This is a genomic window from Saccharothrix sp. DSM 118769 (assembly GCF_052936295.1).
Window position 1 is genome coordinate 1,527,319 of record NZ_CP193627.1, and the last position, 23,086, is coordinate 1,550,404.

Below are 23,086 nucleotides of genomic sequence, written 5' to 3' on the forward strand. Positions count from 1 at the left end.
GAAGTTCCGCCCTTGCCTGCGAGCTTTCAGCGAGGAGGCGGCGAGCAGTGGGCCTGAAGGAGGGCACCAGGGCAGCGCGGCTGGCGAAGGTCGTCGGGCTGGTCGGCCTGGTCGGCGTCGGGGCCACGGGTTGCTCCACGGAAGAGGTGCTGCGCTTCGGCTGGCCGGTGGCCGTGACGCCGCAGGCCGAGGCGATGCGCGAGCTGTGGACCTGGTCGGTCGTCGCGGCTCTCGCCGTCGGCGTGATCGTGTGGGGCCTGATCCTCTGGTCGGTCGCGTTCCACCGCAAGAAGAGCGAGGAACTGCCCCGCCAGGTCGCCTACAACCTGCCGCTGGAGCTGGTCCTGCTCGTCGTGCCGACGGTCATCGTGGCGGTGTTGTTCTACTTCACCGCGGTGACGCAGAACTACGTCAACGACCAGAGCGAGGACCCGGACGTCACGGTCGACGTGGTCGCGTTCCAGTGGAACTGGGAGTTCCGCTACCCCGACTACAAGACGGGGACCTCCGACCTGCCGGTGAGCACCGTCGGCTCGTCCGGCGAGATCCCGCTGCTGGTCCTGCCGCAGGGCAAGTCGGTCCGGTTCCGGCTGGAGTCGACCGACGTCATCCACTCGTTCTTCGTGCCCGAGTTCCACTTCAAGCGGGACGTCTTCCCGCAGCCGAAGAAGAACAACCAGGACAACGAGTTCCAGATCGACCAGATCGACCGGACCGGGTCGTTCGTCGGTCGCTGCGCCGAGCTGTGCGGCACCTACCACGCGGTGATGAACTTCGAGGTCAGGGCGCTCACACCGGAGGACTTCGACCGGTACATGGAACTGCGCCAGGAGACGAACGAGAAGACCGGCGTCCCCTACACCGCGGCCGAGGCGCTCACCGAGATGGACTGCGGCGAGCTGTGCACCCCCTACGCGGTGACCACCAAGCCCTTCGAGACCGACCGGACCGTCCGCGAGGCGTCGTCCGGCGCGGGTAAGTAGGAGGAGGCTGAGATGAAGGTCGAAGCCCGCATTTTCGACTTGGTGATGGCGTTCTCGTTCCTGATGGCCGTCGTGTACGGCTACTGGACCTGGGCGGACACCAACGCCGTCGAGCCCACCGGCACGGTGGCGCTCGCCCTCACCGGTGGCCTGGCCCTGATCGTGGGCACCTACTTCCGCTTCGTCGCCCGGCGCATCGAGGTGCGCCCCGAGGACAACGCGGACGCCGAGGTCAGCGACGGCGCCGGTGAGCTGGGCTTCTTCAGCCCGGGCAGCTACTGGCCGATCGCCCTGGCCGCCTGCGCGGCGACCGCCGGCGTGGCGCTGGCGTTCTGGCACGTCTGGCTGCTGGTGATCGCGGTCGTCATGCTGCTGATCGCCATCGGCGGCCTGGTGTTCGAGTACCACACGGGCCCGAGCCACGAGTGACGTCCCCTTCACGACGACGAAGGCCACCACCCCGCGGGGTGGTGGCCTTCGTCGTTCTCGGGGTCCTGGTCGTTCCCGGCTCTCAGGCGGCCTGCTGCTGCTCGCCGCCGCCGGCGGCCTGGTAGCTGTCGACGTACTCCTGGCCGGACAGTTCCAGGATGCGGTAGACGATCTCGTCGGTGACCGACCGCAGCACCGGCAGCGACTCGTGCATGCCGGCGTACCGGTCGAAGTTCAGGGGCGTGCCGAACCGGATGGTCACGGGCCTGACGCGAGGCAGTTTCGCGTCCACCGGCTGCACCTTGTCGGTGCCGATGATGCCGACCGGCACCACGGGCGCGCCGGACTCCAGCGCCATCCGCGCCACGCCCGTGCGGCCCCGGTGCAGCCGGCCGTCCAGCGACCGCGTGCCCTCGGGGTAGATGGCGAACGCGCCGCCGCCGTCCAGGATCTCCTTCGCGGTGTCCAGCGAGGCCCGTGCGGCCCTCCCGATGCCCCGGCGCACGGGAACGTGCCCCAGCGAGCCGAAGAAGTACCGGGAGAGCGCACCCTTGAGGCCGGTGCCCTCGAAGTACTCGGCCTTGGCGAGGAACGACACCCGGCGCGGCACGACCATCGGGACGACGATGCTGTCGATGAACGACAGGTGGTTCGGGGCGAGGATCACGGGTCCCTCGGCGGGCACGTTCTCCAGGCCCTCGACCCGGGGGCGGTAGACCATCCGCGCGGTGGGCGCGACCACCCGCTTCATCACCGTGTAGAGCATGGACACAGCATGACCGCCCACTGTTGCGGGGCGGTGAAAAGGTGGTCGGCATCTCCACCGGGCGTCCCGAACGCAGAACTCACCCGTCGCGAACGCAGGACTCTCGGGTCCTGAGCGCAGGACTCGCCCGACCTGGGCGTTGGCCTCTCGGGCGAGTCCAACGCTCGCGACCCGCGAGTCCTGCGCTCGCGACCCGCGAGTCCTGCGTTCGGGGGCCTTGAGTTCTGCGTTCAGGACTCGGTGAGGGTGGCCTTCAGCTCCGTGGAGCGGGCCGCCCAGCGGCGCAGGAGGTCGGCGGACGCACCCGAGTCGACCGCCTCGGCCGCCTTGACCAGGCCGGCCGCCAGGTCCGCGTGCAGGTCGCCGGACAGGCCCGCGTGGGCCGCGACGGCCCCCGCCGCGTTCAGCAGCACGGCCTCGCGCACCGGCCCCGGCTTGCCGCCCACCAGGTCGCGCACGACCTCGGCGTTCAACGACGCGTCACCGCCCCGCAGGTCCTCCGGCAACGCGGCCGCGATGCCCAGCACCGACGGGTCGACCCGGTCCTCCCGGACCACGCCGCCGTCGACCACCCACACGGTCGTCGTGGTGGTCGTGGTGATCTCGTCCAGCCCGTCGTCGCCGCGCACGACCAGCGCCGTGCTGCCGCGCCGCGCGAACACGCCCGCGATCAGCGGCGCCGCGGCGGCCCGCGCGCACCCGATCAGGCCGACGGTCGGCTGCGCCGGGTTCGTCAGCGGCCCGAGCAGGTTGAACGACGTGGGGATGCCGATCTCCCGCCGCGGCACGCCCGCGTGCCGGAACCCCGGGTGGAACACCGGCGCGAAGCAGAACCCGATGCCCAGCTCGGCCACCGTCTCCCGCACGCCCAGCGGCGGCAGGTCGATGGCCACGCCGAGCTCCTCCAGCACGTCGGCCGTCCCGCACTTGGACGACGCCGCGCGGTTGCCGTGCTTCACCACGGGCACGCCCGCCGCCGCCGCGACCAGCGTCGCCATCGTGGAGATGTTGACCGACCCGGAGTTGTCGCCGCCCGTGCCGACGATGTCGGCCACGCGCCCCTCCACGGTGAACCGCCGGGCGTGCTGGAGCATGGACCGCGCCAGGCCGTCGACCTCCTCGGGCGTCTCGCCCTTGGCGCGCAGCGCGACCAGGAAGCCCGCGATCTGCGCCGGGGTCGCCGCGCCGGTCATGACCTGGTCCATGGCCCAGGCCGTGTCGGCCTCGCCCAGGTCGACCCGGTCGATCAGCTGGTTGAGCAGTAACGGCCAGGTGCGGTCCACCACGGTGATCAGCCCCGGACGACGGGCAGGGCCGTCGAGCGCAGCACCTCGGCCACGGTCTCGGCGGCGGCCAGCGGGTCGAGCGGGTGCACGAGCACCGCGTCCGCCTGCGACCAGGTGGCCAGCCACCGGTCGTCCTTGCGCCGGACGGCCACCACGATCGGGGGGCAGTCGGTGATCTCGTTCTTCAGCTGGCGGGACAGCCCCATGCCGCCGGTGGGCTGCGCCTCGCCGTCGAGGATCGCGAGGTCGACGCCGCCGTTGTCCATCTCGTAGAGGACGTCGGCGATGCCGCCCACCTCGACGTACTCCACGCGGCCCAGGTCCGGCGCGGGACGGCGGCCCACCGCGGTGATGATCGTCTCACGCACCTCGGGGCGGTGGCTGAACACCAGGATCTTGGTCGTCTGCGTGCTCATGTGCGCGATCCTCCGGCCGGGTCGGGTGCCAGGTGACGGAGATGTTATCCGCCTACCCGCGTGTGACCTGAAGCGCATCCCACCCGATCCAGTCGCCGCCCAGCCGCTGGGCGAGCCCGGCCATCCGCGCCCGCTCCTGGGCGCAGTGCAGCGCGTCCAGCCTCTGCACGCGCAACGCGTGCACGCGCTCGCCCGCGCGCACGGTCCACCCGTCCTGGGCGAGCAGCTCCCGGGCGCGTTCCACCTGGTCAGGCGGCAGCACGAGGTGGTGCCGCAGCACCGCCGGCTCCTCCGCCCGCCACCCCGCCGACCTGGCCAGCACCGCCGAGTCCGCCTCCACGAGGTCGAACGCCTCGGCGACCACCACCAGACCGGGTGAATCGATCCCCGGTGCAGGTACGCCGCGCCGCGTGAAGCGCTCGCGCAACCGGTCCAGCAATCCCATGGCACCCCGTCCCGCCCGTGTGACCCAGATGACCTGCGGCACCGCCCCGGACCCGATGGGCGGAGCGAAAACCTGCAAGCAATAATGCGTCGTGTGACAACGGCAGCGCCCTCAATCGGCCAGCGCGTGCACTCGCTGAACCGCCCGAACATGGTCAGCGTCGGCACGATCGTCTGGCTGTCCAGTGAGCTCATGTTCTTCGCGGGGCTCTTCGCCATGTTCTTCACGGTGAAGGCCCAGAACGAAGGACCGTGGCCCCCAGCGCCCACGCACCTGAACGTGCCCTACGCCCTGTTCTTCACGGTGATCCTGGTCGCCTCGTCGTTCACGTGCCAGTGGGGCGTGTTCGCCGCGGAGCGGGGCGACGTGTTCGGCCTGCGGCGCTGGTACCTGGTGACGCTGATCATGGGCGCGATCTTCGTGGCCGGCCAGGCGAACGAGTACCTCACCCTGGTCGAGGACGGGACCACCATCCCCAGCTCGGCCTACGGCACGGTGTTCTACCTGACGACCGGCTTCCACGGCCTGCACGTGATCGGTGGTCTGATCGCGTTCGGTTACCTGCTGGTCCGCACGAAGCTGAGCAAGTTCACGCCGGCCCAGGCGACCTCCGCGATCGTCGTGTCGTACTACTGGCACTTCGTCGACGTGGTCTGGATCGGCCTGTTCGCCGTCATCTACATCGTGCCCTGACCAGCAAGAACCCCGAACTCACACCAGCAAGGGTTGCCGCACACATGACCACCAACACCACACGGGCCCGGAAGCGCAGCACCAAGCTGCGCCGGCGGATCTCGGGCCTGCTCGCGCTGGGCTTCGCGCTGCTGGCCGCGGGCTTCCTGTTCAGCGCCCTGGCGCCGCAGCCGCAGACCGCCCAGGCGCAGGACGACCCGGCGCAGGTGCGACTGGGCGAGCAGCTCTACAACAACACCTGCATCACCTGCCACGGCAAGAACCTGGACGGCGTCGAGGACCGCGGCCCCAGCCTCATCGGCGTGGGCGAGGCGGCCGTCTACTTCCAGGTCTCCTCCGGCCGGATGCCGATGGCCCGCCAGGAGGCCCAGGCCCAGCGCAAGCCCACCAAGTTCACCGCGGAGGAGGTGGACGCGCTCGGCGCGTTCATCCAGACCCGCGGCGGCGGCGCGACGACCCCCGAGGAGCGCGGCGAGGCGCTGCGCGGCGAGGACCCGGCCCGCGGTGGCGAGCTGTTCCGGCTGAACTGCGCGGCGTGCCACAACTTCACCGGTCGCGGCGGGGCGCTGTCGTCCGGCAAGTGGGCACCCGAGCTCGACGGGGTGACCGAGGAGCAGATCTACACGGCGATGCTCTCGGGCCCGCAGAACATGCCGAAGTTCTCCGACCGGCAGCTCACGCCGGAGGAGAAGGAAGACATCATCGCGTACATCAAGTCGGTGACCGACGGGAACAACAACCCCGGCGGCGCCCCCCTCGGCGGCCTCGGGCCGGTATCGGAGGGTCTGATCGCGTTCATCGTGGGTATCGCCGCCCTGATCGGCGTGACCCTCTGGATCGGAGCCAAGGCATGAGCGGCGAGAAGCCGACCAACGTGCCCAGCGAGGCAGAGCTCGCCGGGATGAGCAGGGACGAGCTGGTCAAGCTCGGCACGAACCTGGACGGCGTCGAGCTGGTCCACTACGAGGAGCGCTGGCCGGTCAAGGGCACGCGCGCGGAGAAGCGCGCCGAGCGCCTCGTGGCCCTCTGGTTCCTCATCGCCGCCCTCGGCGGCATCGGCTTCCTGGTGGCGTTCATCTGGTGGCCCTGGAAGTACGAGGCCCCGAACACCGAGCACCACTTCCTGTACAGCCTGTACACGCCGGTCATCGGCCTGACCCTGGGCCTGTCGATCCTGGGCCTGGGCATCGGCGCGCTGCTCTACACGAAGAAGTTCATCCCGGAGGAGCTGGCCGTCCAGCAGCGCCACGACGGCGGCTCGTCCGAGGTCGACAAGGCCACCGTGCTGGCCGAGCTGGGCGACGCGGGCGCGCGTTCCACGATCGGCCGCCGGTCGCTCATCAAGCGCACCGCGGGCCTGGGCGCCGGCGTGTTCGGCCTGGGCGTCCTGGCCGTGCCGCTGGGCGGCCTGCTGCGCAACCCGTGGGCCGACAGCGAGTCCAAGGACTCGCTGTGGCACACCGGCTGGAAGGCCGAGAACGGCGAGAAGGTCTACCTGCGCAACTACACCGGCGACCCGCACGAGGTCGTCCTGGTGCGCCCGGAGGACCTGGACGCCGGCGGCTACCTCACCGTCTTCCCGTTCCGGGAGTCCGAGCGGGACGACGAGCACGCGCTCATCCTGGCCACCAAGCGGGTCGACAACCCCGTGCTGTTGATCAAGTTCCGCCCGAACCAGCAGATCGTGAAGCGTGCGGGTCAAGAGGACTTCAACTACGGTGACCTGTACGCGTACTCGAAGATCTGCACCCACCTCGGGTGCCCGGCCTCCCTGTACGAGCAGCAGACCGGTCTGCTGCTGTGCCCCTGCCACCAGTCTCAGTTCGACGTCTTCCACTACGGCAAGCCGCGGTTCGGCCCCGCGACCCGGGCCCTGCCTCAGCTTCCGATCACGGTGGACGAGGACGGATACTTGATTGCCCGCAGCGACTTCATCGAGGCTGTGGGTCCGGCGTTCTGGGAGCGTAAGTCATGAGCGGCATCACCACGCCGACCAAGCGGCAGGGAGCCGCCGGCCGCATGGCCGGCGGTGCCGCGAAGTGGGCTGACGACCGGTTCCACATGGCCGGTGGCATGCGGAAACAGCTGAACAAGGTGTTCCCGACCCACTGGTCCTTCCTGCTCGGCGAGATCGCCCTCTACAGCTTCATCATCCTGCTGCTGTCGGGCACCTACCTCGCGCTCTTCTTCGACCCGTCGATGGAAGAGGTCCTGTACGACGGCGCGTTCACGAACCTCCAGGGCATCCCGATGTCCCGGGCGTTCGAGTCGACGCTGGAGATCTCGTTCGAGGTCAGGGGCGGTCTGTTCGTCCGCCAGGTCCACCACTGGGCCGCGCTGCTGTTCATGGGCGCGATCGTCGTGCACATGTTCCGGATCTTCTTCACGGGCGCGTTCCGCCGCCCGCGCGAGATCAACTGGGTCATCGGCATCGTGCTGTTCATGCTCGGCGCGATCGAGGGCTTCCTCGGCTACTCGCTGCCCGACGACCTGCTGTCCGGCACCGGCCTGCGCGTGATGGCGGCGCTGCTGATCTCGTTCCCGGTCATCGGCACGTGGCTGAACTGGCTGGCCTTCGGCGGCGAGTTCCCCGGCACGGAGATCATCCCGCGGCTCTACACGCTGCACATCCTGGTCATCCCGGCCATCATCCTGGCGCTCATCGCCGTCCACCTGGGCCTGGTCTGGTACCAGAAGCACACCCAGTTCCCGGGCGTCGGGCGCAAGGAGACCAACGTCGTCGGCGTGCGCATCATGCCGGTGTTCGCGGCCAAGGGCGGCGGCTTCTTCGCCATCGTCGTGGCGGTCACCGCGATCATGGGCGGCGTCTTCCAGATCAACCCGGTGTGGAACTTCGGCCCGTACAACGCGGGCCAGGTGTCCGCGGGCGTGCAGCCCGACTGGTACATGGGCTGGACCGACGGCCTGATCCGCCTGTGGCCCGCGTGGGAGCTCTACCTGGGCAACTACACGGTGCCCGAGCCGTTCCTGCCGTTCATGCTGGGCCTGCCGCTGCTCACCGGCATCGCGGCCGTGTACCCGTGGATCGAGCGGAAGCTCACCAAGGACTACGCGCACCACAACCTGCTCCAGCGCCCCCGCGACGTGCCGGTCCGGACGTCGCTCGGCGCGATGGCCATCGCGTACTTCATGGTGCTGCTGATCTCGGGCGGCAACGACATCATCGCCTTCAAGTTCGACATCTCGCTGAACGCGATGACGTGGATGGGCCGCATCGGCATGCTGCTGGTCCCGCCGATCACCTACTTCATCACCTACCGGATCTGCATCGGCCTCCAGCGGGCCGACCGCGAGGTGCTGGAGCACGGCGTCGAGACGGGCATCATCAAGCGCCTGCCGCACGGCGAGTTCATCGAGGTCCACCAGCCGCTGGGCCCGGTGGACGACCACGGCCACCCGCTGCCGCTCGCCTACCAGGGCGCGTCGGTGCCGAAGAAGATGAACAAGCTCGGGTCCGCCGGGCACCCGGTGCCGGGCAGCTTCCTGACGCCGGACGCGCCGGAGGAGACCGCGGCGCTGGCCCGCGCCCGCGCCGCCCGCGGCGTGTCCGCGAACGACGCGCTGAGCGGCGAGAACGCGTCCGCCGGCGAGCTGGCCGGGAAGCCGGCCCAGCCGGAGGACTGACCCGCTGACGACGAGAGCCCCCGCACCAGGCCGGTGCGGGGGCTCTCGTCGTCGTGGGGGGTGCGATCAGGCGTCGTCGAGGCCGATCGCGAACGCCGCCTCCGTGTCGCGCTTGGAGTAGGAGCGGAACGAGATGTGCGTGTCGGTGTTGAGCACGCCGGGGACCTTGGAGATGCGGCCGGGGACCAGGTCGGCGAGGTCCTCGTGGCGGGCCACCTTGACCAGCGCGATCAGGTCCACGTCGCCCGCGCACGAGTAGACCTCGGTGACGCCCTCGATGTCGGCGATCGCCTGCGCCGCGTCCGGGATGGTGTCGGCGGCGGCCTGGATCAGCACGATCGCGGTGATCACGGGGGTCCTCCTGGGGGAGTCGGGGTGTCGACCGCCCACATGCTAGTGGCCCGCCCGGCCGACGACCTGCCCAGCCGACGACCTGCCCGCCTGCCCGGCTTGCGTGCCCGGCCTGCCCAGCCCGGCCCGCCTGCCCAGCCCGGCCCGCCCGCCCGGTCGGCCTGCCCGCCCGGTCTGCCCGCCTGCCTGGTCGCGTGCCCGGCCGGTCAGTGGCCGGTGTCGGCCCGGTACTGGTCGCGCCCCGCCTCGGCGCGCGCCACCCAGTCGCGCCAGGCGCCCGCCGCGCCCGCCGGCGAGGTCCACGGCGTGTCGCAGTGCACGAGGCGGGTACCGGGCTGGTCGAGCCAGCGCAGCACGACGGCGGTCTCCTCCGGCGGCGCGCCGCGCAGCGGTCCCGGGCCGGGCACGACGGTCTCGGCGGCGGCCACCAGGGCGTCCACCACCGGCATGGGGCGGACGCCCCGGGGCGCGGTGCCGGCCGAGGCCAGGCGACCGTGCCGGACGACGGCGAAGTGCCAGCCGCCGGAGCCGTCCGGGCGGGCGGCGACGAGTTCGGGCAGGGCGGCCAGGCCCGCCAGGCGCTGGGCCAGGTCCAGGGCGCGGACCAGCGACGACGCCCGGTCGCGGTGGGTGGCTGCGTCCTCGAACCGGTGCGCGGCGGCCAGCTCGTCCAGGTGCGCGGCCAGGGCGGACAGCGGCGCGGTGTCCTCGCCCGCGACGAGGGCGCGGAAGGCCGCGGCGGCGGGCGCGTAGTCGTCGGGGGACTGCTTCCCCGCGCACGGCGCCTTGCAGCGGCCCAGTTCGAGCAGGGCGCACGGGGACCCCGCCGCGTTGCGCGGGATGCGCTGGGAGCACGCGCGCAGCGGGATGGCCTCCTGGAGGGTCTCCTGGGCCGCCTCGGCGACGCGGCGCGTGCGGAAGGGGCCGAAGGCGCCCTCGCGCGGCGTGCGGACCACGGACAGGCGCGGGAACAGCTCGTCGGTCAGGGCGAGCCACCACGCGCCGGCCTGGTTCTTCGAGCGGCGGTTGTAGGCCGGTTTGTGCGCGGTGATCAGGCGCAGCTCGCGGACCTGGGCCTCCAGCGGGTGCGCGCACTCGACGACGTCCACCCGCACGGCCAGGGCGACCATCTCGCGCAAGCGCTTGCGGCCCTCGCTGGCGGTGAAGTACTGGCGGACCCGGCGGCGCAGGTCGGAGGCCGTGCCGACGTACAGGACCTCCTCGGACGGCCCGCGGAACAGGTAGACGCCCGGCGTGGACGGCAGGTCGGCGGCGAGGGTGCGCTTGCGCCGCTGCTCCGGGGTGACCTCGGGCAGGTAGGCGAGCAGCTCCTCCAGCGAGTGCACGCCGAGGTTGCCGACCCGTTCGAGGAGCCGGTGCAGGACCTCGACGGTGGCCTGGGCGTCGACCAGCGCCCGGTGGTTGGGCGTGACGGGCACGCCGAACAGCTGCGCGAGCGCGGACAGGCGGACGCTGGGCGCCTCGTCGCGGGTGAGCACGCGGCGGGCCAGGCGGACCGTGCAGACGACCGTGGGCTTCGGCCAGGCGTAGCCCAGGCGGGCGCACGCGGCCTTGAGGAAGCCGACGTCGAAGCCCGAGTTGTGCGCCACCAGGACCGCGCCGGCGGCGAACTCCAGGAACGCGGGCAGCACGACGCGCAGCGACGGCGCGCCCGCCACCATCACCTGCGTGATCCCGGTCAGGGCCACGACCTGCGGCGGGATGCCCCGCTCGGGGTCGACGAGGGTGCCGAACTCACCGATCACCCGACCGCCGCGGACCTTGACCGCGCCGATCTCGGTGATGGCGTCCTCGTCCGCCCGGCCACCCGTGGTCTCCAGGTCGACCACCACGAAGGTGGTCTCGCGCAGCGGGGTGCCCAGTTCGTCGAACGTGAGCTGAGTAGTCATCAGCCGGGCACGGTAGCCGGGTGGTCCGACACTCCGGGGGCGACCTCGCGTTACCGGATCGGTGGGTGGTGGGTGCGAGCCGTAGCCTGTACGGGTGCAAGACCCGATAGCGCCCCTCGACGAGGACGACGACCTGGAGCCGGAGCAGGCCGTCGAGTCCACCGTGGACTGGTCCTCGCTGCCCGAGCCGCTGCGCGCGCGGCTGGCGGAGCTGAGCGCGGACGCGTTGGGCGACCTGGCCAAGGTCGACGTGCCGCAGTCGCTGCGCGCGGTGGCGCGGTTCGCCCCCACCAAGCGTGCCAGGCTCGGCAGCGGTCCGCTGATCAGCGGGCTGCGGTCGTCGTCGAACTTCCGCGCGGCGGTCGTGGAGTGGTTGCAGCGCAACCGGCCCGCGGCCCTGGAGACCACCTCGCCGGACCCGGTCGCGGCCGGCGCGGCGGCGATCCTCCAGGGCGAGGAGGTCGCGGCGCACTTCGTGGAGCTGGTGGCCCGGCGGGGCGCGGACGCGGCGCTGCGCACCGAGCGGGACGGCGCCTTGCAGCGGCTCGAACGCCTGGAGGCGGAGCTGGAGCGGCTCCGGGCGGAGCGGGTCGCGGCGGGCGGAGCGGCGGAGAAGGTGCGCGAGGAGGTCGAGGTCGAGCTCGACCGGCTGCGCAAGAAGCACCGCGAGCAGGGCGTGCGGCTCAAGGAGGCCAAGGACCGCGCCGAGGCGGCGGCGGCCGAGGTCGAGCGGGTGCGCGCCGAGGCGGCGGCGGAGGTGCGGCGGCTGACCGCGGAGCGCGACCGGGAGCGCGAGCGGGCCGAGAACGAGCGCGCCAGGGCGCGGCGGGCCGCCGCCGACGCCGAGGTGGCGCGGCAGTCGGCCAAGGAGGCCCGCCAGGCCGACGAGGTGCGGCTGGCGCTGCTGGTGGACACGCTGGACGGCGCGGTGAACGGCCTGCGGCGGGAGCTGGCGCTGGGCGGCGCCGGACCGCGTCCCGCCGACCTCGTGCGGGGCGCCAGCGCGGCGCAGGGCGCGGTCGGGCGGGTGGAGGACCCGGCGGCCCTGGACCGGCTGCTGGCGCTGCCCGCGGTTCACTTGATCGTGGACGGCTACAACGTCACCAAGACCGGCTACCCGGAGCTGTCGCTGTCCGACCAGCGCGACCGGCTCGTGCACCAGCTGGCCGTGCTGGCGGCCCGCACCGGCGCGGAGGTGACGCTGGTGTTCGACGGCGCGGGCGTGGTCGCCGTGCCGACGTCCGCGCCGCGCGGGGTGCGGGTGCTGTTCAGCGATCCGGGCGTGCTGGCGGACGACGTGATCCGGGCTCTGGTGACGGCCGAGCCCGAGGGCCGTCCGGTCGTCGTGGTGACGTCCGACCGGGCGGTCGCGGACTCCGTCCGACGGCGGGGCGCGCACCCGGTGCCGTCCGCGGTGCTGCTGGCACGCCTTGGCCGGGTGTGAGACACATCGTATTTTTCACACTGTCGGGTGACACACGACAAGGTCACAGCCGTGCAGTCCGAGCTTCTGTGGCGACTTTGCGTGTTTAGGGGACCCCGGTGGTGGACGCTGACCCCGGTGTTTCGTAACCTAGCCGAGATCTCGTGGCGAGCATGCCGGCCAGCCTGGCCGGCGACACGGGGTCACCGCCGAATCGGCCTGTCGGGGTGCCGAGCCGGACACGAGCTCAGGGCTGCCGGGTCGCGTCACGCGCCCGGAACCGGCTAGGCGGTTCACACTGAAGGAGACTCACGCGACTGTGGCGTCGCAACGACTCAAGCGCGGCCTGCGCGGGGCGATGGCGGCCACGGCGGTGGCCGCTGCCGCGGTGGGCGTTCTGCCCGTACCCGCCGGAGCCCAGCCCAACACGCCCGCGAACGCCTCCGAGGCGCTGAAGAAGTACAACGAGCTGGCCGAGCAGGCCACCAAGCTCAACGAGGAGCTGTTGCGCGCCGAGGAGCAGCGCAACGCCAACCAGACCGAGCTGGACAAGGCCAACGCCGACCTCGCCCAGGCCACCCAGGCGGGTGACCAGGCGAAGGCCGACGAGGAGAACTTCCGCGGCCAGGTCGACAAGCTGACCGAGGCGTCGTTCGAGGGCGCGCGGTTCAACCAGCTCTCGGCGCTGCTGGTGTCCGACTCCCAGCAGGACTTCCTCAACCGCATGTCCGCGCTGGGCGTGCTCGCCTCGGACAACGAGGAGGCCCTCGCGAAGCTGTCCGGCGCGGTCGACGCCGCCGAGGACGCCCGCGCGAAGGCCGCGGACGCCCAGGGCCGCGCGCAGGCCGCGACCGACGAGGCGACCCGCATCGCCGAGGACGTCAAGAAGCGCCAGAGCGAGCTCAACGGGCAGATCGACGAGGTCAAGACCCAGCTCAACCGCCTCACCTCGGCCGAGCGCACCACCCTGGCCGACGCGGGCGAACGCCCGGACGTGGCCATCCCGTCGGGCGCGGCGGGCGAGGCGCTGGACTTCGCGCTCGCCCAGATCGGCAAGATGTACTCGTACGGCGCGACCGGCCCGAACGTGTACGACTGCTCCGGCCTGACCATGAAGTCCTACGCGGCGGCGGGCGTCAGCATCCCGCGCACCAGCCAGGGCCAGGCGGGCGCGGGCCGCGCGGTCAGCCGCGGCGAGGTCACCGCGGGCGACCTGATCATCTACAACGGCGGCATGCACGTCGGCATGGCGGTCGACAACGGCCGCGTCGTGCACGCCTCCACCGACGGCGTCCCGGTCAAGGTCGTCGGTCTCAACGAGCCCGGCTCCATCTACGCGATGCGGCGCATCGCGGGCTGACGTCGGACCTGCGCGGGGCCATCCTGGTAACGGGGTGGCCCCGTCCCGTCTGCGCGGGTCGTCCGCCGGGCACGTCGACTGGAGGTTCGTGAGCCGCTACCGGGTCCTGCTGGCCCTCGTGGTCGTCGTGACCTTCCTGTCCGGCCTCGCGGTGGCCGTCGTGCCGCCGGGCGCGTCACCGCCGTCGGCCACCGCCTCGGCCCCGGTCGACGCGCCGCGCGAGGCCGCCGTCCGCGCGCTGCTCGACCGGCGGGCCAGGGCGCTGCTGGAACGCGACGAGGCCGCGTTCACCGCCGACCTCGACCCGGGCGCCGACCCGGCGTTCCGGCAGCGGCAGCGCGACCTGTTCCGCAACCTCGCCGCCGTGCCGGTCGAGGAGTGGGGCTACCTCGCCTCCGGCGGCGGCGCGGACCTCGGGTCGGTGGCGCTGCCCGCCGCCGACGAGTCGTGGGCACCCGACGTGCGGCTGTCCTACCGGCTGCGGGGCGTCGACGCGGCGGCCGGCAGCCACCCCATGGCGTACCTGTTCACCCGTCACGGCGACCGCTGGTACCTCAACTCCGACACCGCGCTGGAGGCCGTCGGCAAGCGCACGTGGCGCGGGCCGTGGGACTTCGGGCCGTGCCACGTGATCACCGGGACCGGCGGGTTCGTGCTCAGCCACCCCGGTGGCGAGGTGCTGGCCGCGCGGGTGCTCGCCGAGCTGGACGGCGCGGTGCGCGCGGTCACCGAGGTGTGGGGCGACGCCTGGTCGCGGCAGGTCGCCGTCCTGGTCCCGGGCGGCCCGGAGGAGATGCGGGCCCTGGTCGGGCCGGGGTTCGCCACCGGCACCATCGCGGGCGTCGCCGTCGCCGACCGGGTCGACCCCGTGACGCGCACCGCGCTCGGCCAGCGGGTCGTGCTCAACCCCGAGAGCGCGGGCAAGCTGTCGCCGCTGGCGCTGCGCGTGCTGCTGCGGCACGAGATCACCCACGTCGCGGCGCGCGGCGAGACCGTCGACGGCGCGCCGATGTGGCTGCTGGAGGGGTTCGCCGACTACGTGGGCTACCGGCGCAGCGACGTGCCCCCGCGCAAGGCGGCGCCGCTGCTGGCCGCGCAGGTGCGCGAGTCGCCCCCGACCGGGCCGCCCCCGGACGAGGACTTCCGGGGGGCCGGGATGGAACTGGCCTACCAGCAGGCGTGGTCGCTGAACCTGTACCTGGCCTCGACGCTGGGCGAACCGGGGTTGGTGGCGCTCTACCGGCGGCTGGCGCGGGTGCCCGCGTCCGCGGTGGACGCCGTGCTGGTCGAGGAGACCGGCCTGGACACCGCCGGCCTGGTCGCGGGCTGGCGGGAGTTCCTCCGGGCGACGTTCCCGTAGGGATCGCCCGCGGGGGCCTTCCCGTAACGTGGGCGCGTGCGTCGGACCCTGTTGGTGACCAATGACTTCCCGCCCCGGCCCGGGGGCATCCAGGCGTACCTGCACGCGCTGGCCGTGCGGCTGCCCGAGCTCGTGGTGTACGCGCCGTCGTGGACCTCGCCCGCCGGGTCGCACCCCGAGTTCGACGAGGTGCAGCCGTTCGAGGTCGTCCGGCACCCCGGGACGCTGATGCTGCCGACGCCCGACGTGCTGCGGCGTGCGTCCGACATCCTGCGCGGTGCCCGCTGCGACGCCGCGTGGTTCGGCGCGGCGGCCCCGCTGGCGCTGATGGCGCCGTGGCTGCGGTCGGCGGGGGCGGAGCGGGTCGTGGCGTCGACGCACGGGCACGAGGTGGGCTGGTCGATGCTGCCGGGGGCGCGGCAGGCGCTGCGGCGGATCGGGTCCGGGGTGGACGTGGTGACGTACGTGAGCCGGTACACGCGGTCGCGCTTCTCGGCGGCGTTCGGGCCGATGGCGGCGCTGGAGCACCTGCCGTCCGGTGTGGACACGTCGGTGTTCAAGCCGGACGCGGGGGCGCGGGAGGAGCTGCGCGCCCGGTACGGCCTGGGGGACCGGCCGGTGGTGGTGTGCGTGTCCCGGCTGGTGCCGCGCAAGGGGCAGGACGTGCTGGTGCGGGCGTTGCCGGAGATCCGCAGGCGGGTGCCGGGGGCGGCGTTGCTGGTCGTGGGCGGTGGGCCGTACCGGGGGACGTTGGAGCGGTTGGCGTCGGACGTCGGCGTGTCCGGGGACGTGGTGCTGACCGGGTCGGTGCCGTGGCAGGAGTTGGCGGCGCACTACAACGCGGGGGACGTGTTCGCGATGCCGTGCCGGACGCGGGGGCGCGGGCTGGACGTCGAGGGGCTGGGCATCGTGTACCTGGAGGCGTCGGCGACCGGGCTGCCCGTGGTGGCGGGTCGGTCGGGTGGTGCGCCGGAGACGGTGCGGGACGGTGTGACGGGCCGGGTGGTCGACGGGCGGGACGTGGCGGAGGTGGCGTCCTCGGTGGCGACCCTGCTGGCCGACCCGGGCCTGGCGGCGAAGATGGGCGAAGCCGGCCGCGAGTGGGTGACCCGCGAATGGCGCTGGGACGCCCTGGCCGATCGCCTGGTTGGATTGTTGAACAATTAACCCCGCCCCAGTCGAACCCGGCTGCTCCTGCGCTGACCGCCCCACCTGCTTCGCCTGGGCTGCCTGTTCCACTTGGTCTTGGCAGCCGTTTCCGAGCTACGGGCGTTGGGCGGTCGGCTTCGGCGCGGCGGGCTGCGCGTGGCGACCCGGTCCTCGACCGTTCCTTCAGGTCGCCAGTCGACGCCAGGAAACGAGGAAGACCAGCGCTGCGGTGATCGACCCGGCGGAGGCGAACGACCCCGCCCCGAGGTAGACGACCCACTCGTGGTCGCGCACCGTCCCGGTCAGGCCGACGCGGACGAGCGGCACGCCCCAGAGGATGCCGCCGAGGACCAGCCCGATCAGGGCGGACAGCGCGGCGAGCGATCCGATGACGACCCGGCCGACCCGGCGGCGGCCCTCGTAGCGGTGCAGAGCGCCGCGGCGCACCAGCCACCACGACGCCAACGCCGCCAGGCCCAGCGCGATCGCGTCCGCGGCGAGGGTGTCGCTGAGCCGGTGCCACTTCGCGGTGAGGGTGTAGTGACCGATGCCGACCGCCCACGGCAGCACCAGGAGCATCACCACGCCGCGCCACCGGTGGGGCGCGACGATCACGGCGGCGAACAGGACGGTCATGGCGATCGTGGTGTGCCCGCTGGGCAGGCTGTTGTGGGCGTAGTCGCCCGTCACCTCCACCAGCGGGGGACGCACCAGCACGAACCGCTTGAGGACCTGGACGACGACCTGCCCGAGCACGATCACCCCGACCGACGCGACCACGAGGTCCCAACGCCGCCGCAGCGCGCCGACCAGCGCGATCGCCAGCGTGGCCGCCGCCAACGAGTAGACGGTGATCTCGTCCAGCGCCCCCCACGCCTGACCTGCCTGGGCCTCGTCGACCTGGTCCGCGCCCCGCAAGGCGGCGTTCTCCAGCTCCTGGCCCGCCGTCGTCCACACGGCGAGCACGTAGACCAGTGCCGCCACCGCGAAGGCGGCGACCGCGACGACCTGCCACCGCCGAGAAGTCGCCAGGGCGACCGGCCGCTGGTCCACCCCGCCGTCCACCACCTCGCCGTCCACCACCTCGCCGTCCACCACCACGCCTGCCGCCTCCACTGGTCCGTTCGCACCGACATCGTGGACCAGGAGGGGGTTCGGCGCCCGGCGTGCCGATCAGCGAGGAGGTGAGCAGGGGATTGTTGAACGAGTGAATCTGGTGAATCTTGGGCTGGTTCGTGTTTGTAGGATTGTTGAACGAGGCCGGTGGGGGTCAGGGGAGCCGGTAGCCGGTCAGGTCGGCCAGTTCGGCCGCGCGTCGCAGTTCGGTGGTCGCGGCCAGGTGGTCACCGGCGGCGGTGAGGGTGGTGGCCAGTTCGGTGCGGGCCAGGTGTTCGGTGATGCGCAGACCCAGGCGGGCGGTCAGGGTGACCGCCTGGGTCGCCAGGGCGCGCGCTTCCGGCAACTCGCCCACCAGCCTGCGGACGCCCGCCAGGCCGACCAGGGCCCTCGCCTCACCGGGCCGGTAACCGATGCGGCGGGCCTTGGTCAGCGCCTGCTGGTACTGCTCGTCCGCCACCCGGAGCGAGGCCAGGCCCACGTGGGCGCCCGCCATCGCGACCAGGACGTTCGTCGTGATCCGCTGGTCACCGCCCTCCCGCAGCTCGGCCAGCGCGCGGTCCGCCAGCGCCAGCGCCTCGGCGTGCTCGCCCAGGTCCAGCCGCACCGACGCGGTGCTCTCCAACGCCCTCGCCGCCGCCTCGCGGAACCCGCCCTCGGTCGCCAGGCGGAGCGCCTCGTCCAGGTGCCCCAGAGCCCGCCGCGGTTCGCCCATCAGCTGCGCCGCCACGCCGAGCAGGGTCAACGCCGTGATCCGGCTCCCCCTCAGCCCGTGCTCGACGCTGATCGCCAGCGCGTCACCCAGGAAATCGACGGCCTCGGCCAGCTCCCCGGTCTCGACCGCCAACGCGCCGAGGTCCGTCAGCACGCCCGTCTCACCCGACCTCGGCCCGCCGGCCTCGCGCTTGAGCGCCAGGCACGTCTCCAGGTCGTTGCGCGCCGACGCCAGGTCGCCCGCCTCCATCCGCACCACGCCGAGGCTGCCGCGCACCCCCGCCTCGGACGCCAGGTCGCCCGACGCCCGGTGCAGCTCCACGGCCCGCGTGTAGTGCGCGACGGACGTGGCGAAGTCGCCGAGCCGCCAGTGCAGCGTGCCGAGGTTCTGGTGCATCGCCGCCTCACCGGCCTCGTCGCGCTGCTCGTGCGCGGCGTGCAGGCCGTACCGCGCGGTCGACAGCCAGTCGGCCACGTGCTTGCCGATCAGCAGGTAGCCGCGCAGCGCGTCCGCCAGCCGCCACGACACGGCCGCCGGGCCCCGTTCGGCCGCCGACCGGATCGCCGCGGTCAGGTTCGCCCGTTCCGCGTCCAGCCAGGCGCGGGCCTGTGAGGGGGTCTCCACGCCGGGTAGGCGCAGGCCGGGGGAAGCGGAAGCAGGCGCGGACTGCGACGTGGGCAGGCGCATCAGGTCCGGGTACAGCAGCTCCGCGCAGTGGTCGACCGCCCGCACGTAGAACTCCAGCAGCCGCAGCCGGGCGTCCTCCGCGTCCCCCGCCCCCGGCACCGCGAAGCGGGCCAGGACGTCGTGGAACGAGTACCGCCCGCCCGACGCCCGCACGAGCCGTGCGCCGGCGAGCCGGTCGAGCAGCGACGCCGCCTCGCCCACCGGCAGGTCCGCCACGCGCGCGGCGGCGTCGGCGGTGAAGTCCGGTCCCGGCACGACGCCGAGCAGCCCGAACAACCGCCGCGCCGCCGGCGTGAGGGCGTCGAGCGCCAGGTCGAGCGGGTGCCGGTCGCCCAGCCGGTCCAGGTAGCGGGTCAGCGACCCGCCGCCCACCGACGCCGCCGCCACGGTCAGCGCCAGCGGCAGGTACCCGCAGCGGCGGGCCAGCTCGCGGGCGGCCTGCCCGGTCCGGCCGAGCAGCACCTGCGCCTCGTCCGGTCCCAGCACGTCCAGCGGCACGCGCCGCGCGCCGTCCACGGCGATCAGGCCGCGCAGGTCGTCGCGGCTCGTCACCAGCACCGGGCAGCTCGCCGCGCCCGGCAGCAGCGGGCGCACCTGGTCGGGCGCGGCGGCGTTGTCGAGCACCAGCAGCATCCGGCGGCCGGTGAGCAGGGAGCGGAACAGGGTGGACTGCTCGTCGAGGTCCACCGGGATCTGCTCCGGCGGCACGCCCAGCGCCCGCAGGAACCGGGTCAGCACCTCCGCCACCGACGTCGGCGGCCCCGGCGCGTACCCGCGCAGGTCCGCGTACAGCCGCCCGTCGGGGAACCGCTCCCGCAGCCGGTGCGCCACGTGCACCGCCAGCGCGGTCTTGCCCACGCCGGGCGCGCCCGTCAGCGCCACGACCGGCACGGCGGTGCCCGGCGCCGACGGGGGAGCGACGAGCCGGGAGATCCGGTCCACCAGCTCCTCCCGCCCCACCAGGGCGGGCACGTCGGGCGGCAGGTCGTCGGGCACGTCCCGGTCGACGCGCTCGCCGGGCGCGGCCAGGGCCGGGTCACCCACCAGGATCGCCTGGTGCACCGCGCGCAGCGCAGCGCCCGGTTCGATGCCGAGCTGCTCGTCGAGCAGCCGGTCGACCTGCCGGAACGCCGCCAGCGCCTCGGCCTGCCTGCTGGCCCGGTACAGCGCGACCATCAGCTGCGCCCAGAACCGCTCGCGCAGCGGGTGGTCGGCGGTCAGCGCGCGCAGCACCGGCACCAGCCGCTCGTGGTTGCCCAGTGCCAGCTCGACGTCGTTGCGCTCCTCGTGCACGACCAGCAGCCGCTCGGCCAGCCGCGGCACCTCGTCGGCGCGCAGCGACTCCGAGGGCACGTCCGCCAGCGCCGGCCCGCGCCACAGCGACAGCGCCTCGGCGTACAGCTCGGCCGCGTCGGCCGGTCGACCGGACCGGGCGGCCTGCCGGGCCAGGTCCGCGGTGGTGGCGAACCGGTGCACGTCGACGTGCTCCGGCGGCACGACCAGCCGGTAGCCGTCGGGGGTGGTCCGGATCAGCGACGGGTCGCCCAGCAGCTGCCGCAGCCGCATCACGTAGGTCTGGAGCGTGCCGCGGGTGCGCGCGGGCGGCGAGCCGCCCCAGAGGAACGACACCAGTTCGCCAATCGAGACGACCCGGCCGGCGCGCAGCGACAGCGCCGCGAGCAGGGCCCGGTGCTTGCCCGCCCGGACGGGCACGGCCTGACCGTGTATGCGCACGTCAAGAGGGCCTAGGAGGCCGAACCACGGCCCTTGGCCCATCCGCTCGCGTCCCCTCGTTCCGGCGGTCCGGGCGCAGCGCCGGGCAGCCGCTGACGGCACGAGTCATCGCCGCGTCAGCGATACGACAGCGCTGTGCGGCAGTCTTGTGCCATCCCGGTCGGGGGACCGGGGCGGCAGAACTTCTCGGGTCCGCGTCAGCGGATACGCGATCACTGGGGGTCGGGTGGCCCGCACCGCGAGGTGCGGGCCACTCGTCTTTTGTGTCCCGTTCGGCGGAGGGTAAACCTCCGGCCCGCCCGCCGTGGGCGGATCAGCTGTAAATCGCCTCGATGTCCTGCTTGTAGGTGGACGCGACCACCGAGCGGCGCAGCTTGAGGCTCGGCGTCATCTCGCCGCCGGCCTCGGTGAAGTCCACCGGCAGGATGCGGAACTTCTTGATCGCCTCCGCCTTGGACACCGCCTGGTTGGCCTCGTCCACGGCCGCCTGGATCTCGGCGCGCAGCACCTCGTCGTCCACGAGGTCGGCCACGGTCGTCGACGCGGGCTTGCCGTGCTGCTCCCGCCACGACGGGAAGAACTCGGGGTCGATCGTGACGAGCGCCCCGATGAACGGCTGCGCGTCGCCGACCACCATGCACTGGCTGATCAGCGGGTGGGCGCGCAGGCGGTCCTCCAGCACGGCGGGGGAGACGTTCTTGCCGCCCGCCGTGACGATGATCTCCTTCTTGCGGCCGGTGATCCTGAGGAAGCCGTCGCCGTCCAGCTCGCCGAGGTCGCCGCTGTGGAACCAGCCGTCCTCCAGCGCCTCGCCGGTGGCGGTCGGGTTGTTCCAGTAGCTGCGGAACACCACGTCGCCCTTGATCAGGATCTCGCCGTCCTCGGCGATGCGCACCGCGGTGCCGGCCACCGGGCGGCCCACCGTGCCGACGCGGAACGCGGTCTCGGTGTTCACGCACGCCGCCGCGCTGGTCTCGGTCAGGCCGTAGCCCTCCAGCACCGGCACGCCCACGCCGCGGAAGAAGTGCGCCAGCCGCGCGCCCAGCGGGGCGCCGCCGGACACCGCCGCGATGCACCGGCCGCCCAGCGCCGCCTGGAGCTTGCTGTAGACGAGCTTCGAGAACACCGCGTGCTTGATCTTGAGCCCGAGCGGGGCGCGGCCGGTGTCCAGCGCCTCGCTGTAGGCCACCGCGGTCGCCTCGGCGGCGTCGAAGATCTTGCCCTTGCCGCCGGCGTGCGCCTTCTGCTTCGCGCCGTTGTAGACCTTCTCGAACACGCGCGGCACGGCCACCACGAACGTCGGCCGGAACGACTGGAGGTCCTCGACGAGGTTCCTGATGTCGGCGGTGTGGCCGAGCGTGACCCGGGCGTAGACGCCGCACAGGGCGATGGCGCGGGCCAGGATGTGCGCGAGCGGCAGGAACAGCAGCAGCGAGTTGCCCGCCTGCATGAGCTGCGGGAACGCGCTGATGTCCGCGCGGATCTCGGACAGCAGGTTGTAGTGGGTCAGCTCGCAGCCCTTGGGGCGGCCGGTGGTGCCGGAGGTGTAGACGATGGTCGCCGTGTCGTCCGCGCCGACCTCCTTGCGCCGGGCGCGGGCGTCGTCGTCGGACACCGAGGCGCCGAGCGCGGTCAGCTCGTCGATCGCGCCCGCCGCGTCGCCCGCCGGGCCCTCCACCTGCCACACGTGCCGCACCTCGGGCAGGCCGGACACGACCGAGTCCACGGTGGCGCGGTGGGCGTCGGTCTCCACGAACACGGCCTTGGCGCCCGAGTCGCCGAGGATCCACTCGACCTGCTCCGCCGAGGACGTCTCGTAGATCGGCACGACGACGCCGCCGGCGTGCCAGATCGCGAAGTCGAGCAGGGTCCACTCGTAACGGGTCTTGGACATCAGGCCCACCCGTTCACCGGGCTGGATGCCCGCCGCGACGAGCCCCTTGGCGACCGCGAGGACCTGGGCGGCGAAGTCGCGGGCGGTGACGTCCACCCACGTGCCGTCCACGCGTCGGCGGAAGCTGACGGCGTTGCCGAAGCGCTCCGCGTTCGCCCACACCATGTCGGTGAGGTTCTCCTCGGCAGCCACGGTGGCGGTGGCGGGGACGCTGAACTCGCGCACGTCGACCTCCGGACGTTGTTTGTTACCGGTGGGGAAACTTAGCCTGTGATTCCGGTGATACACCAGGCCGGGGCATGGTTCCGTAACCGTGTCGTGGCACTCTTCCCACCCGTGCCCACCGTCGACGTCGTGGACGAGACCTTCCTCGCGGTGCCCCCCGCCGTGGTCGCCGCCGCTTTCGCGCCCCCCGCCGCGTGGCGGGAGCTGTGGCCCGACCTGGTGCTGGACGTCTACCTCGACCGGGGGACGCGGGGACTGCGCTGGACGGTGGGGGGTGCGTTGGTCGGGACGATGGAGGTGTGGCTGGAGCCCGTCCTCGACGGGACCCTGCTGCATTACTTCCTGCGTGCCGACCTCGCGGGCGGGGCGTCGCCGAAACGCGTCCGGAAGGAGGTGCGGCGCCGCCAACTGGCCGCCAAGGAGGTGTCGCTCGGCCTCAAGGCGACCCTGGAGGCCGGTCGCCCGCCGGGGGTCGCGCCCGCGCTGCCGTAGATTCGAC

The 23,086-nt window shown here is 72.9% G+C and carries 20 protein-coding genes; 11 read left to right on the forward strand and 9 right to left on the reverse strand.

The window, feature by feature from the left end; translation table 11 throughout:
* Window positions 1–47: 47 nt before the first annotated feature.
* On the forward strand, window positions 48–983 hold the full coding sequence (gene ctaC, locus ACRAKJ_RS07360) for an aa3-type cytochrome oxidase subunit II (RefSeq protein ID WP_438920632.1): 936 nt from the start codon (window positions 48–50) through the stop codon (window positions 981–983).
* A gap of 12 nt (window positions 984–995) precedes the next feature.
* Window positions 996–1,412, forward strand: coding sequence for a cytochrome c oxidase subunit 4 (locus ACRAKJ_RS07365; RefSeq protein WP_438920631.1), 417 nt, complete (start codon window positions 996–998; stop codon window positions 1,410–1,412).
* An 82-nt stretch (window positions 1,413–1,494) separates the two neighbouring features.
* Here the strand turns inward: ACRAKJ_RS07365 and ACRAKJ_RS07370 are convergent, their stop codons facing one another.
* The 4 genes from ACRAKJ_RS07370 to ACRAKJ_RS07385 all read right to left on the reverse strand — a co-directional run bounded on the left by ACRAKJ_RS07370 (window position 1,495) and on the right by ACRAKJ_RS07385 (window position 4,325).
* The gene (locus ACRAKJ_RS07370; RefSeq protein WP_438924629.1) at window positions 1,495–2,178 is read right to left on the reverse strand and encodes a 1-acyl-sn-glycerol-3-phosphate acyltransferase; all 684 of its coding nucleotides are present in this window, start codon (window positions 2,176–2,178) and stop codon (window positions 1,495–1,497) included.
* A 230-nt stretch (window positions 2,179–2,408) separates the two neighbouring features.
* Window positions 2,409–3,464, reverse strand: a complete 1,056-nt coding sequence (trpD, locus tag ACRAKJ_RS07375; protein WP_438924628.1) for an anthranilate phosphoribosyltransferase — start codon at window positions 3,462–3,464, stop codon at window positions 2,409–2,411.
* Window positions 3,465–3,469: 5 nt separating this feature from the next.
* Entirely contained in the window at window positions 3,470–3,880 is a 411-nt protein-coding gene (locus tag ACRAKJ_RS07380; protein ID WP_438924627.1) for a hypothetical protein, read from the reverse strand.
* A gap of 52 nt (window positions 3,881–3,932) precedes the next feature.
* Window positions 3,933–4,325 carry a hypothetical protein gene (locus ACRAKJ_RS07385; RefSeq protein WP_438924626.1) on the reverse strand — a complete coding sequence of 131 codons (393 nt, stop codon included), beginning with the start codon at window positions 4,323–4,325 and terminating at the stop codon, window positions 3,933–3,935.
* Window positions 4,326–4,409: 84 nt separating this feature from the next.
* On the opposite strand from ACRAKJ_RS07385, the gene ctaE reads away from it, so the two are divergent.
* The 4 genes from ctaE to qcrB are packed head-to-tail and all read left to right on the forward strand — an operon-like array spanning window position 4,410 to window position 8,663.
* Complete coding sequence (gene ctaE / locus ACRAKJ_RS07390) at window positions 4,410–5,018, forward strand: aa3-type cytochrome oxidase subunit III (protein ID WP_438924625.1); 609 nt, start codon at window positions 4,410–4,412, stop codon at window positions 5,016–5,018.
* A gap of 44 nt (window positions 5,019–5,062) precedes the next feature.
* Window positions 5,063–5,872 (forward strand): cytochrome bc1 complex diheme cytochrome c subunit, encoded by an 810-nt coding sequence (gene qcrC, locus ACRAKJ_RS07395; protein WP_438924624.1) that lies wholly within the window; start codon window positions 5,063–5,065, stop codon window positions 5,870–5,872.
* On the forward strand, window positions 5,869–6,993 hold the full coding sequence (qcrA, locus tag ACRAKJ_RS07400; RefSeq protein ID WP_438924623.1) for a cytochrome bc1 complex Rieske iron-sulfur subunit: 1,125 nt from the start codon (window positions 5,869–5,871) through the stop codon (window positions 6,991–6,993). Before qcrC ends, qcrA begins: the two co-directional genes overlap by 4 nt.
* Window positions 6,990–8,663, forward strand: a complete 1,674-nt coding sequence (gene qcrB / locus ACRAKJ_RS07405; RefSeq protein WP_438924622.1) for a cytochrome bc1 complex cytochrome b subunit — start codon at window positions 6,990–6,992, stop codon at window positions 8,661–8,663. Before qcrA ends, qcrB begins: the two co-directional genes overlap by 4 nt.
* Before the next feature lie 66 nt (window positions 8,664–8,729).
* Here qcrB and ACRAKJ_RS07410 read toward each other — a convergent pair whose 3' ends face one another.
* Window positions 8,730–9,014 carry an Lrp/AsnC ligand binding domain-containing protein gene (locus tag ACRAKJ_RS07410; RefSeq protein WP_438924621.1) on the reverse strand — a complete coding sequence of 95 codons (285 nt, stop codon included), beginning with the start codon at window positions 9,012–9,014 and terminating at the stop codon, window positions 8,730–8,732.
* Between the two features lie 206 nt (window positions 9,015–9,220).
* A complete protein-coding gene (locus ACRAKJ_RS07415) occupies window positions 9,221–10,924 on the reverse strand; it encodes a DEDD exonuclease domain-containing protein (RefSeq protein WP_438924620.1) in 1,704 nt (567 codons plus the stop codon).
* 94 nt (window positions 10,925–11,018) lie between these two features.
* Here ACRAKJ_RS07415 and ACRAKJ_RS07420 point away from each other — a divergent pair, with 94 nt between their 5' ends.
* From ACRAKJ_RS07420 to ACRAKJ_RS07435, 4 genes are all read left to right on the forward strand, one after another.
* Window positions 11,019–12,368, forward strand: a complete 1,350-nt coding sequence (locus tag ACRAKJ_RS07420) for an NYN domain-containing protein (protein WP_438924619.1) — start codon at window positions 11,019–11,021, stop codon at window positions 12,366–12,368.
* 298 nt (window positions 12,369–12,666) lie between these two features.
* Entirely contained in the window at window positions 12,667–13,707 is a 1,041-nt protein-coding gene (locus ACRAKJ_RS07425; protein WP_438924618.1) for an NlpC/P60 family protein, read from the forward strand.
* 34 nt (window positions 13,708–13,741) lie between these two features.
* Window positions 13,742–15,067: a basic secretory protein-like protein gene (locus tag ACRAKJ_RS07430; protein ID WP_438924617.1), complete on the forward strand. Its 1,326-nt coding sequence runs from the start codon at window positions 13,742–13,744 to the stop codon at window positions 15,065–15,067.
* A gap of 36 nt (window positions 15,068–15,103) precedes the next feature.
* Window positions 15,104–16,234, forward strand: coding sequence for a glycosyltransferase (locus ACRAKJ_RS07435; protein ID WP_438924616.1), 1,131 nt, complete (start codon window positions 15,104–15,106; stop codon window positions 16,232–16,234).
* 165 nt (window positions 16,235–16,399) lie between these two features.
* Here ACRAKJ_RS07435 and ACRAKJ_RS07440 read toward each other — a convergent pair whose 3' ends face one another.
* From ACRAKJ_RS07440 to ACRAKJ_RS07450, 3 genes are all read right to left on the reverse strand, one after another.
* Window positions 16,400–17,317: a phosphatase PAP2 family protein gene (locus ACRAKJ_RS07440; RefSeq protein ID WP_438924615.1), complete on the reverse strand. Its 918-nt coding sequence runs from the start codon at window positions 17,315–17,317 to the stop codon at window positions 16,400–16,402.
* Window positions 17,318–17,486: 169 nt separating this feature from the next.
* Window positions 17,487–20,468 carry a BTAD domain-containing putative transcriptional regulator gene (locus tag ACRAKJ_RS07445; RefSeq protein ID WP_438924614.1) on the reverse strand — a complete coding sequence of 994 codons (2,982 nt, stop codon included), beginning with the start codon at window positions 20,466–20,468 and terminating at the stop codon, window positions 17,487–17,489.
* Window positions 20,469–20,781: 313 nt separating this feature from the next.
* Window positions 20,782–22,587, reverse strand: coding sequence for an AMP-binding protein (locus ACRAKJ_RS07450; protein WP_438924613.1), 1,806 nt, complete (start codon window positions 22,585–22,587; stop codon window positions 20,782–20,784).
* A gap of 111 nt (window positions 22,588–22,698) precedes the next feature.
* On the opposite strand from ACRAKJ_RS07450, the gene ACRAKJ_RS07455 reads away from it, so the two are divergent.
* Entirely contained in the window at window positions 22,699–23,079 is a 381-nt protein-coding gene (locus tag ACRAKJ_RS07455; protein ID WP_438924612.1) for a polyketide cyclase / dehydrase and lipid transport, read from the forward strand.
* Window positions 23,080–23,086 lie beyond the last annotated feature (7 nt).